Raw genomic sequence first — 11,955 nt, forward strand, 5'->3', positions numbered from 1 at the left:
AAAAAATGTAAAAAATAGGTATATTAAGGGTAGATGTATTAATACAATAAATTTTTAAATTTCTAAAAAAGGATTCGGAGATTAAAGTGGGAAAAAACAAACAAATTGTAATTAATATGATAACTCAAATGATTAGTTTTATAATTAACATCGCAATTAGCTTTTTCTTAACATCGTTTATTGTGGAGAAAATAGGAAAAGAGGTTTTCGGTTTTTGGGGATTGGCCAATAATTTTATTAGTTATATAACTGTATTTACGGTTGCTTTAAATAGTATGCTTAGTCGCTTTGTAACAATCAAGTTACATCAAAACGACCTTGAATCTGCAAACAAGTATTTTTCTTCCGTAGCAATTGCAAATATTGCATTATCATTAATTCTTTCCGTTCCAACAGCAATATTAATATTGTTTTTAGAAAAAGTTATTAATATACCAGGGGATTTTATTTTTGATGTTAAACTACTTTGGCTATTTTTATTCTTTAGTTTTTTTCTTAGTTTATCAACGAGTGTATTTGATGTAGCAACATTTGCAAAGAACAGATTAGACCTTGCCGCTTCAATTAACATAAAATCAAATATACTAAGAGCATCATTATTAATCGTCCTATACATCTATATGTCACCACATTTATGGTACATTGGCTTTACATTTTTGATTTGTACATTATATGTGGTTTTTGCGAAATTTCACTTTAGGAAAAAGTTAACACCGGAGCTTATAATTAAAAGGAATTATTTTGACTGGAAATCAATGAAAGAATTATTAGCTGTTGGTTTTTGGAATTCGATTAATCAGCTAAATTCAATTTTTATGACAGGTCTGGATCTGCTAATTACAAATATTTTTATTGGTGCTACAGACATGAGTATGTTATCTGTTGCAAAAACCATTCCAATGCAACTTCAAACTTTTGTGCAAATGATTGCTAATACATTTACGCCACAACTTACTATTACTTATGCTAAAAAGAATTTAAGTGACTTTATTAAACAAGTTATTTTTTCAATGAAAATTACAGGCTTTTTAGGATCTGTACCTATTATTGGATTAGTAGTTTTTGGGCAAAATTTCTTCTCTTTATGGCTGAATTCACTGTCCCATAATGAAATTATAAAAGTACAGATACTATCAATATTAACTTTATTACCTATGTTGTGTAATACATTTGTTAACCCACTCTTTAATGTTAATACGATTACTGCAAAAGTTAAATTGCCTGTTATAACAAATCTTGTTATAGGTGTTTTAAATATATGTATTGTATATTTACTTATTAAATATACGGATTTGGGAGTTTTTGCAGTTGCAGGTGTAAGTGCCATTATGGTTCTAGTTCGTATGATTTTATTTGTACCGATATATGCTGCTTATATATTAAATGTAAAATGGTATACTTTTTATTGGGTATTGTTGCGAGGAACTTTTGCACTTGTAATTTTGACTATTACATTTATGACTATCAATCATTTAACTAATATAACATCGTGGTTTTCTTTTGTGATAATTTGTATTTTAACTGGCTTGTTTGGATACATTTTAAACTTTTTTATTATTTTTAATAACTATGAAAAGAGTATGATTATTAATATGCTAAAACGGAAGTTAACTAACGATTGATTTTTGTAGGCATACATTAATCAAAAGGAGACATTAATAATATGAACACACTAATGTTTATAAAGAAAAAAATATCACTATTTATTAGGAAACCTGTCCTTCCTGCTCAACGTTTTCGGTATAAGAAGATAGTTGATAATAAATTTCAAGCAGCAAAAAACCATAATTTAAAATATTTATATGATAAACAGGATGAGAGTCAATGGAAAAATGCATTTTACAAAATGATGTGCATAAATAAAAATACGTATGAAATACTTTGTGCATTTACTGAAAATCAAATAGATTTAGTTAATTCTACCTCTCAAAAAAAAGAAGGACCTATTTTGATTTCCATTGTGAAAAATGAAAAGAAACGAATTAAGACCTTTTTAAATCATTATAGAGATATGGGTTTTCAACACTTCGCTATTTTAGATAATAATTCAAATGATGGAACAAGGGAATGGCTATGCCAGCAGGAAGACTGTGATGTATTCTATACATCAGAACCATATTCTACGCAAAAAAGGGAAGCATGGATCAATCGTTTACTGAGCTATTATGGATATAATCAGTGGTATTTAGTAGTGGATTCAGACGAACATTTTGTGTATCCAGAGATGGAATCGAAAAACATCAATAATTTTATTTCAATTATTAGAGAACGTGGTTATGAACGAGTTCGTTCGGTAATGTTAGATATGTATCCAAAAGACAACATAAATCTTACGGCAAGTGAGCAGGATGAAGATTATACATCGAAATACTGTTATTTTGATAAAGATTCTTATAAAGTGACAAAGGAATATTTTGGTTTAATGGTAAGCGGGGGTCCAAGAAAACGTATTTTTAATTTGGATGTCTATTTGACGAAGCATCCTTTATTTTATTTTAGGCCTGGTGACATACAGGGACACTCTCATTATCAATACCCATATCAGAAGAATAAGAATTTGTCTTGTTTTACTGCCTTGTTACACTACAAATTTCTTAGTAGTGACATAAATAAATATGAACAACGTGTGAAAGAGGGCAATTTTTATAATGGTAGTGAAGAATATAAGCAATATTTGAAACTATTTAATAATCATAGTGACTTTACCTTCCTTTATGATGGATCAACTAAGTATCAAAATTCTAATTCGTTACTTGAAGTTGAGATTATTGAAAAGATTAACTAATTAATTAGTCAGTTTGTAATTCTCATTCTGTAGTGAGGATGTTCCAATATCAATATGATTTATCCTTTTTTGCCAACATTTATAGATTAGATTATATATTTTTACACATGTAAATTTTGTATCAGGCTCTAAAGGGAGTTTGATAAATTATACAATTCTGCAAAAAAGTAAAATACGGGGGAGATTTATATGTACAAAATTGCAGTCGCAGGAACAGGCTACGTAGGTTTAGTAGCAGGTGTATGTTTTGCTGAAGTTGGTCATCAAGTAACCTGTGTTGATATTGATGATAAAAAAGTAGATTTAATGAAGTCTGGAGTTTCTCCAATCTATGAAGCTGATTTGGAAGAATTGATGCAAAAGAATTATGCTGCTGGAAGACTTGATTATACCACAGATTATAAATCAGCCTATAAAAATGCAGATGCAATCTTTGTAGGTGTAGGTACTCCAGAACAGCCAGATGGTTCCGCAAATCTTTCATATATCGCAACCGTTGCAAGACAAATCGCTGAAACGATAGAAAAGGATTGTCTTGTCGTTGTAAAATCTACAGTTCCGGTTGGAACGAATGATAAAGTTGAACAGTTTATCCGTGACTTTTTAGTGAATGATGTAAAAGTAGAAGTAGCATCGAACCCAGAGTTCTTGGCACAAGGTTCTGCTGTCCATGATACGCTAAATGCAGAAAGGATTATTATTGGTACAGAAAGTAAATGGGCTGAAGAGATGCTGATGAAGATCTATGAGCCATTCCATTTACCTATTGTTTCAGTAAATAGACGATCTGCAGAGATGATCAAGTATGCATCTAATGACTTCCTTGCTCTTAAAATCTCCTACATGAATGATATTGCTAACCTTTGCGAACTTGTCGGTGCAGATGTTCAGGATGTTGCGAGAGGTATGAGTTTTGATGAACGTATTGGAAGTAAGTTTTTAAATGCCGGTATTGGTTTTGGTGGGTCATGCTTTCCTAAGGATACAAAAGCACTAGAGTATCTAGCAAGACAGAATGGTTATGAGCTTAAAACTGTTAAGGCTGCTATTGATGTGAACAAAGACCAAAAGACTTTGTTATATAAAAAAGCTAGCAAAAGACTCATAACTTTTAATGGTCTTAAGGTAGCTGTACTAGGATTGACCTTTAAGCCTGGAACGGATGATTTAAGAGAAGCAGCATCTCTTGAAAATGTACCTTTATTATTAGAGCAAGGCGCAGATATCTATGCGTATGATCCAGTAGGTGCAGAAAACTTTGCTAGAGTTCATCCAGAAGGTAAGAATGGCAAAGGTAGCATTACGTATGTTGCTAATATTGAGCAAGCTTTAGAAGGTGCAAATGTCTGCTTTATTTTTACTGAATGGGGAGAAGTAAAAGCAGTAACGCCTGAAATGTATAAGAAGTTAATGAGAACGCCTTTAGTATATGACGGAAGAAATATTTACCGTGTTGAAGAGATGCGAGAGGCAGGAGTGGAATATCACTCTGTTGGAAGAAAGCCTGCAATTAGAGAAGGATTAAAGGAGTCGAAGAACTTTGAATTACAAACCTCTAGATAATAGTAAAACATACCTTATTACTGGAGCAGCAGGTTTCATTGGATATTTCTTATCTAAGAAGTTACTGGAACAGGGATGCCGGATAATTGGTATTGATAATATAAATGATTATTATGATGAGAACCTTAAATATGCTCGTTTAGAGCAGCTTAAACCTTATGAGAAGTTTACTTTTATCAAGGGTGATATTTCTGATAAGGCAATGATTACAAACATATTTGAAGAGTACAAGCCTAATATTGTTGTAAATCTGGCTGCTCAAGCAGGAGTGCGGTATTCAATAGAAAATCCAGATGTATATATTCAAAGTAATATCATCGGTTTCTACAACATTCTTGAAGCATGCAGACACAATCCGGTGGAACATCTTGTATATGCGTCATCTAGTTCTGTTTATGGAGCAAATAAAAAGGTTCCTTTTGAAGAAACAGATTTCGTAGATCATCCAGTATCGCTTTATGCATCTACTAAGAAGTCGAATGAATTGATGGCTCATACGTATAGCCACTTGTATAAAATTCCAGCTACTGGACTTCGCTTCTTTACGGTATATGGTCCAATGGGTCGCCCGGATATGGCCTACTTTGGGTTTACTGATAAATATTTTTCTGGTGAATCGATTAAGATATTTAATAATGGTGATTTTGAAAATGATCTTTACCGAGACTTTACTTATATAGACGATATTGTTGAAGGGATTAAACGTCTTTTAAGTAATCCGCCTGTGGATGATGTAAAACATAAAGTATTCAACATCGGAAATAACAATCCAGAGAAGCTAATGGTATTTATAGAAACGCTGGAGAAAGCACTAAGTAAAGCATTAGGAAAAGAAGTAATATTTGAGAAGATTTTTGAGCCTATCAAGCCAGGAGATGTACCGGCTACTTATGCATCGACTGACTTGTTACAGGAAGCTGTGGGATTTAAACCGGAGACCTCAATAGATGAAGGTTTGCAGAATTTTGCTGAATGGTATGTGAAGTATTATAAGGTAAAGTAAAAATGTTTTATTCTTGAAATGTACCTCATTCCTCTCGCCTTACAACATTTTTATATTTAACTTTATTGGAGAGGGATACTTATAAAAAGAGGATTATCTGAATGCATTGAAAAATTATGAAAGAGCAGTAAATTTGCTTCTTTATACAAAAGTGAACGAGGAAAATCAAAATTGTATTATTGTGGCAGTTAAGGAGTTAGCTCAGAGTATTGAATATTAGAGGCGAATTAGTGTTTGAATTTTGCTTTATATGTTTTTGAATTATTAATTAAAATAGAGGATAAGCGAAGCCATTATTGACTTCGCTTATTTATTTAGGTGATAAACATGATACTAATAATAGGCGGTGCAGGTTACATAGGCAGTCATATTGTGAAAGAGCTTATTTCACAGCAACATCGTATCGTTGTATTAGACGATTTATCGACAGGCCATCGAGTAAGTGTAAACAAACGAGCTATTTTTGAAAAAGGTGATTTTCGAAATCCTGATGATTTAGATCGTGTGTTTTCACGTTATAGTATTGAAGCAGTTATGCATGTTGCGGCGTATGACGCAATTGGGATGCGGTTACTATTAAAAAAAATGTTGATGCACCAAGTGTACAATTTTATTTTTTCGTCTGAGTTACCTTTTTCAAGTATGTCTTATAAAGATCAAATAAAGGAAGTATACACGCCGTATCCTTTTATTTTTCAAGGGAATTCTAGCCTAGTGATAGAGCAAATGTTAGAAGATTTTTATAAGGCATATGATTTACATTACATATCGCTGCGTTATTATAATGCAGTGGGAGCTAATATAGAAGAAGGAATTGGTGAAGATCATCAGCAGGAGACACATCTTCTACCGAGAATTTTGTTGCATTTACGAGATCAAGAAAAACAGCCCTTTTTGGTGAATCGTAGTTATGCCACAGAAGACGGAACATTCGTAAGGGAGTATCTGCATGTTATGGATGTTGCGAGAGCGCATGTAGGAGCTTTACATAGCCTTCTTCAGCATGATAAGACAAATGAACGGTATAATATAAGTAATGAAATTGGATGTTCTGTCAGGGAATTGATAGAAAAATGCGAAATTATAACTGGTAAAAAGATGAATATATCGTATAATAGTTCTAGTTCAACTGATTTATCTATAGTAGTATCATCAGCAAATAAAATCTATCGAGAATTAGGATGGAAAGCGTTATGCTCTATTGACGAGGCAATTCATTCTGCTTGGCTGTGGCATAAACGGTTTCCAAGTGGGTATAAGCATAGAGAATTAGTTTATAAATAGAGAGAGGGTTAGAGAGATGAAAAAGAAAATTTTATTCTGGATTCTCGGTATCATAGGTGTTCTCGTGGTTGGAGGAGGAGCTTATGCGTATCATATTTACTCCAATGTATCGAGTACATTAGATGCAGTTCATAAACCATTAGACCGTGATAAGTCAGATAAGCGTGAAGAAAAAATAGATGTAGCAGATCAAAAACCCATTTCTATTTTACTAATGGGTAGTGACCAACGAAAAGATGAAGTTGGCCGTTCCGATACTTTAATGTTATTTACTTTAAATCCAAAGACAAAGTCGATGAAAATTGTAAGTATTCCACGTGATTCTTATACAGAAATCATTGGCAAAGGAAAGAAAGATAAGATTAACCATGCGTATGCATTTGGTGGCATTGATATGGCTGTGAAAACAGTTGAAAATTTCCTTGATGTTCCTGTGGATCATTATATTGAAGTAAATATGGCTGGATTTAAGGATATCGTGGATGCTGTTGGTGGTGTAGATGTAAATAATGATTTAGATTTTACACAAGATGGCCATCATTTTGCGAAAGGGAATATTCATTTAAATGGTGATGAAGCTTTAGCCTATACGCGTATGCGACATGAAGATCCTCGAGGTGATTTCGGGCGTCAAATGCGTCAGCGTCAAGTTATCCAAGCTGTAATTAAAAAAGGTGCAAATGTATCGTCTCTAGCAAATTATGGTGATGTGTTAGCGGCGATTCAAAAGAATGTGAAGACAAGCTTAACGCAGGAGCAAATGTTTGATATTCAAAAAAATTATAAAGACTGTATGCAAAACACTGAAGAAATCCAAATTCCTGGTGATGGTCATAAGGCTGAAGATGGTATTTGGTACTACTTTGTAACAGATCAAACACGTAAAGATATCTCTAACAAATTAAGGGAAAACCTTGAGTTACCGAAAAAATAATCTTTCAAACCCAACTATTTACCAATAGTTGGGTTTATTTTTGTATGCTTTTATATTAATATTATGTAATATGAGATTAATAATGAGGTGAAACGCATGAATAAGAAAGCATGGTTCGTGCTTTTGATTTTCGTATTGTTTGTTGCTTCTGTTGTGAGTGGTAAGATGTATTGGAATAAGAAGGTTGCGAAGGCAACGCAGCAAGCATATGAAACGAAGCAAGAGACGAGTGCGAAAGATGGAGAGAAGAAACCAGAGATGCAAGTATCTTTTAATGAAGCGTATGCGAAGAATTTACCGGATGCGGTGAAAGAGAAGCTAAAGAAAGCAGCTAGTGAGAAGAAGGCTGTGAATCTTGTGATTGTTGGTGATGAAGCATCGGCGGCGACTGGTGCTTGGCCGGAAAAGTTTAAAGCAAACTTAAATGCCGCTTATGGTGAAGGGCTTTGGAATGTAACAGTTCAAGAGTATAAAGGGGAAAGTACGGAAGAGTTGATTGCGAAGAATCGTGAGAAAGAGATCGCAAAGGCAAATCCGGATGTGATCCTATTTGAACCGCCATTTATTACAGATAATAAGGAAGTCGGGAATGGTAATTCGGTAGCGAATACGCAAAAGTTTGTAGCAGCACTGCAAGCAAGTGCGAAGGATGCTACGATTATGATTCAACCATCAAATCCAGTGTATAATGCGAAGAATTATCCGAAATCTATTGCTGCTTTGAAACAGTTTGCAGAGCAAAACGGTTATACATATATCAATCATTGGGAAGCATGGCCTAATCCAACGACAAAGGACATCTTACCATATTTACAAGATGAGTTTGGTTTCCCAAATGCGAAAGGTCAAGAACTTTGGGCGCAGTATGTTACGAATTATTTTGTAGCAAAATGATAGAAAGTGTGAAATCTCGGAGTTAGTTTGACGAAGCGGAAGAAGGGTGCACATGCAATCCTTCTTCCGCTTCGTCATGCCATTTAGTTAACTTTGTGGAATAAATATAGATTCCTTTATTCTTCCAGCGTATATTTGAAGAAGATTTAACTCCTTCTAACTCTTTATGAAAATAAGAGAGGAAGGGTGACTGATGGAAGTTTCGCTTTATATATGACTGTGATAGAATTAAAAAATTCAAAATATTATATTATTTGTTGTGATCAATAATATAAATGTCAAACTATGTAATATAAATGTGAGAAATATCAGATGTCTGTTGAGATTTTTTGGAAAAATTTATATAATTTTATTATACAAATAATTCTATTAGAAGGAGATAAAAAATGTTACCAGATACCGTTCATGCCCCGAATAAAAAGAAAAAGTGGATTGTGGTAGGAATTATTGCTCTTATTGTAATCGTTGCTGCTGTAAATATTTTTATTATGCAGAGCAAGAAAAAAGGCAGCACAGCAGATGTGAAGTTTACAAATGTAGCAGAACGCCAGCTGAATAATACAAAGTTAGTTTCTGGTCAAGTGAAACCAGGGAATATCGAAAGCTTCTATGCGGATATGACAAAAGGAAAAGTGAAAGATATTGCTGTAAAAGAAGGGCAAGAAGTGAAAAAAGGGGACAAGCTGTTCTCGTATGATAATGAAGAAATTAATCTGCAAATGCAGCAAGCAGAAATTGATCAAGAAATGGCTTCTATGCGCTATGATCAAGGACAGAAAAAGATAGATTCATTGAAACAAGATATTAAAAAAGCGAAGGATAGCGGAGCAGGGAAAGAGATGATTGAGCCGTTAGAATCGCAATTAAGTGACCTTGAAATGACGCAAAAAGCAGCAGGACTTGAAAAAGAAAAAGGAAATCTCCACATGGAAGAGCTGAAGAAAAAACAAGGTGAACTTACGATTTACAGTAATTTTGCCGGTGTTGTACAAAAGCTTGATAAAGATGCAGCGCAAGGTTCTACGCAAGCAATGGGTGGCCAAGGAAAGCCATTTTTACAAATCGCCTCTAAAGATCCGTTCCAAGTTCAAGGAACATTAACGGAGTTACAAAAATCACAAATTCAAAAAGATCAAACTGTTACAGTAACAGCAAAAGCAGCACCGAAGAAAAAATGGACTGGAAAAATTACAGAAGTAAGTGAATATCCAACAAGTGCGGACGTTAATACACAAGCTATGACAGGCGCAGAAGCAGGACAAAATATGTCTTATTATACATATAAAGCAACGCTCGACTCACAAGATGGATTATCACCGGGATATCATGTATCACTGCAAGTAAATTTAGAGAATAAGAAAATGATTGCAGTTCCTCGTAAAAGTATCGTAGAGGAAAAAGATGATGCATTTGTGTATGTAGAAGATAAAGGAAAGCTTCGCAAGCAAATGGTGAAGAAAGGTTCAAGTGACGGAGATTGGGTGGAAGTGCTTGAAGGCGTAACAGTAGGACAAAAGGTGGTTGAAAATCCTTCCGATAAAGTGTTTGACGGAATGGAAGTGAAGGGAAAATGATTACCTTAAACAATATTGATAAAACGTATTATCAAGGGAGCCTAGCTGTGCCCATTTTACATGATATTAGTTTGAAGATTGATAGTGGTGAGTTCGTTTCTATTATGGGACCGTCTGGATCAGGGAAATCGACGCTTATGAATATTATCGGTTGTCTCGATCGACCAACAGAAGGGGAATATATGCTGAATGACGTGAATATTTTAACAGCAGACGAGTCAAAGTTGGCACTCATTCGAAATGAATATATCGGCTTTGTGTTTCAGCATTTTAATTTATTGCCTCGTCTTTCGGCGGTGGAAAATGTGGAGTTACCGCTTATTTATGGCGGTATAAAGAAAGCAGAGCGCCGCGAGCGGGCATTAGAGGCACTAGGAAAGGTTGGATTAGCAGATCGCGTGAATCACTTGCCAAATGAATTATCAGGCGGACAAAAGCAGCGCGTGGCAATTGCGCGTGCAATTGCGAACAACCCAACGTTTATTATGGCTGATGAACCAACAGGTGCGCTCGACACGAAATCGGGTGAGCAAGTTATGAATATTTTCACTCAGCTTAATAAAGAAGGTACAACAATTGTCATGGTTACACATGAAGAGGAAGTTGCTGCGTATTCGTCTCGCCGCATTGTGCTTAGAGATGGAAGAATTACAGAAGATAGAAGGTGGGCCGTATGAGTTTACTAGATAGTATGAAAATTGCACTTTCTTCTATTCTAGCTCATAAATTACGCTCGGCATTAACGATGCTAGGTATTATTATCGGTGTTGGTTCTATTATTACTGTCGTTGCCATCGGACAAGGCGGGGAAGCGATGCTGAAGTCGCAATTTGCTGGTGCAGGTAATAATGTCATTCCAATTCAGTTTCAGTCGGATATCAATGATCCATTTGCAGCAGGAATGGGAGAACGTCCTGAATTAACAGATGAAGATATTCTTGAACTGAAACAAGTGCCAGAGATTGCTCATGTTGTTACGACAAATTCGGGTATGGAACCGCTTGATATTAATGATAAAAAGGATATGACAAATATTATCGGACTTGATAGTGAATATTTTGCGGTCAATAAAATCAAGTTGATCGAAGGCCGCTCTTTAAATGAAGGTGACGTTGAGCATGGTAATAACGTTGCGATGATTAGTACGAAAGCAAAGGATATGTTTTATCCGAAAGAAAATCCTGTTGGGAAAATTATCGAATTAAAGGGTCAGCCATTGCAAATTATCGGGGTGTATAAATCTGATAATGAGTTTATGGGCATGGGGATGTCGGAAATGTTAATTCCGATTTCACTTTGGCCAACCTTATATGGAAAAAGTGAAATTCAAAATATTGCGGTGCAAGCAAAAAATGTGGATCAGCTACAAGAAGCAGGGAAAAAAGCAATTGGCGTTTTAAACGACCGAAAATCAAATGATATTCCAGGTAAGTATGAAGTTGTCGATCTTGAGAAAATGAAAGAAAGCATCTCGAAAGTAACAAGTATTATGACGATGATTATCGGCGGTATTGCTGGTATTTCTTTAGTCGTTGGCGGTATTGGCGTTATGAATATTATGCTCGTATCTGTTACAGAGCGTACGCGTGAAATTGGTGTTCGTAAAGCACTCGGGGCAACGCGCGGGAAAATCTTGCTTCAATTCTTAATCGAGGCAGTGATGTTAACACTTCTTGGCGGTCTTATCGGAATCGGTCTTGGCTATGGAGGCGCTTATATTGTCTCTGCTTTTGCGAAATGGCCACCGCTCGTTTCGTGGCAAGTTGTACTTGGCGGCGTTTTATTCTCAATGACACTCGGTATTATTTTCGGATTAATTCCGGCAAACAAAGCAGCGAAGCTCGACCCAATCGAAGCGCTGCGCTATGAATAACAGAAGGTTTTTGTATATTTCTTTATAACACCCAGTTCTTGTGGG

At 35.1% G+C, this 11,955-nt stretch carries 10 protein-coding genes; all 10 read left to right on the forward strand.

What is annotated here, in order from left to right; genetic code table 11:
* The first annotated feature begins 86 nt into the window (after positions 1-86).
* The 10 genes from LRP84_RS06525 to LRP84_RS06570 all read left to right on the forward strand — a co-directional run bounded on the left by LRP84_RS06525 (position 87) and on the right by LRP84_RS06570 (position 11,910).
* Positions 87-1,622 carry a lipopolysaccharide biosynthesis protein gene (locus LRP84_RS06525; RefSeq protein WP_230574327.1) on the forward strand — a complete coding sequence of 512 codons (1,536 nt, stop codon included), beginning with the start codon at positions 87-89 and terminating at the stop codon, positions 1,620-1,622.
* Positions 1,623-1,663: 41 nt separating this feature from the next.
* Positions 1,664-2,785, forward strand: a complete 1,122-nt coding sequence (locus LRP84_RS06530; RefSeq protein ID WP_230574328.1) for a glycosyltransferase family 2 protein — start codon at positions 1,664-1,666, stop codon at positions 2,783-2,785.
* 189 nt (positions 2,786-2,974) lie between these two features.
* Positions 2,975-4,348 (forward strand): UDP-glucose dehydrogenase family protein, encoded by a 1,374-nt coding sequence (locus tag LRP84_RS06535; protein WP_230574329.1) that lies wholly within the window; start codon positions 2,975-2,977, stop codon positions 4,346-4,348.
* A complete protein-coding gene (locus LRP84_RS06540) occupies positions 4,326-5,351 on the forward strand; it encodes an SDR family NAD(P)-dependent oxidoreductase (RefSeq protein WP_230574330.1) in 1,026 nt (341 codons plus the stop codon). Before LRP84_RS06535 ends, LRP84_RS06540 begins: the two co-directional genes overlap by 23 nt.
* A 327-nt stretch (positions 5,352-5,678) precedes the next feature.
* Positions 5,679-6,635: an NAD-dependent epimerase/dehydratase family protein gene (locus LRP84_RS06545; protein WP_230574331.1), complete on the forward strand. Its 957-nt coding sequence runs from the start codon at positions 5,679-5,681 to the stop codon at positions 6,633-6,635.
* A gap of 16 nt (positions 6,636-6,651) precedes the next feature.
* Entirely contained in the window at positions 6,652-7,569 is a 918-nt protein-coding gene (tagU, locus tag LRP84_RS06550) for a polyisoprenyl-teichoic acid--peptidoglycan teichoic acid transferase TagU (RefSeq protein ID WP_230574332.1), read from the forward strand.
* A gap of 96 nt (positions 7,570-7,665) precedes the next feature.
* Positions 7,666-8,463 (forward strand): SGNH/GDSL hydrolase family protein, encoded by a 798-nt coding sequence (locus LRP84_RS06555; RefSeq protein WP_230574333.1) that lies wholly within the window; start codon positions 7,666-7,668, stop codon positions 8,461-8,463.
* A 386-nt stretch (positions 8,464-8,849) separates the two neighbouring features.
* On the forward strand, positions 8,850-10,037 hold the full coding sequence (locus LRP84_RS06560; protein ID WP_230574334.1) for an efflux RND transporter periplasmic adaptor subunit: 1,188 nt from the start codon (positions 8,850-8,852) through the stop codon (positions 10,035-10,037).
* Positions 10,034-10,714 carry an ABC transporter ATP-binding protein gene (locus LRP84_RS06565; protein ID WP_230574335.1) on the forward strand — a complete coding sequence of 227 codons (681 nt, stop codon included), beginning with the start codon at positions 10,034-10,036 and terminating at the stop codon, positions 10,712-10,714. Before LRP84_RS06560 ends, LRP84_RS06565 begins: the two co-directional genes overlap by 4 nt.
* Positions 10,711-11,910, forward strand: a complete 1,200-nt coding sequence (locus tag LRP84_RS06570) for an ABC transporter permease (protein ID WP_230574336.1) — start codon at positions 10,711-10,713, stop codon at positions 11,908-11,910. Before LRP84_RS06565 ends, LRP84_RS06570 begins: the two co-directional genes overlap by 4 nt.
* Positions 11,911-11,955 lie beyond the last annotated feature (45 nt).

It is taken from the genome of Bacillus rhizoplanae (genome assembly GCF_917563915.1).
In the GTDB taxonomy this organism is placed as follows: Bacteria; Bacillota; Bacilli; order Bacillales; family Bacillaceae_G; genus Bacillus_A; species Bacillus_A rhizoplanae.

Coding starts and splice junctions, on each gene's coding strand:
- LRP84_RS06530 (WP_230574328.1), top strand. CDS start 1,664: ATGAACACACTAATGTTTATAAAGAAAAAAATATCACTATTTATTAGG.
- LRP84_RS06535 (WP_230574329.1), top strand. CDS start 2,975: ATGTACAAAATTGCAGTCGCAGGAACAGGCTACGTAGGTTTAGTAGCA.
- LRP84_RS06545 (WP_230574331.1), top strand. CDS start 5,679: ATGATACTAATAATAGGCGGTGCAGGTTACATAGGCAGTCATATTGTG.
- tagU (WP_230574332.1), top strand. CDS start 6,652: ATGAAAAAGAAAATTTTATTCTGGATTCTCGGTATCATAGGTGTTCTC.
- LRP84_RS06555 (WP_230574333.1), top strand. CDS start 7,666: ATGAATAAGAAAGCATGGTTCGTGCTTTTGATTTTCGTATTGTTTGTT.
- LRP84_RS06560 (WP_230574334.1), top strand. CDS start 8,850: ATGTTACCAGATACCGTTCATGCCCCGAATAAAAAGAAAAAGTGGATT.
- LRP84_RS06565 (WP_230574335.1), top strand. CDS start 10,034: ATGATTACCTTAAACAATATTGATAAAACGTATTATCAAGGGAGCCTA.
- LRP84_RS06570 (WP_230574336.1), top strand. CDS start 10,711: ATGAGTTTACTAGATAGTATGAAAATTGCACTTTCTTCTATTCTAGCT.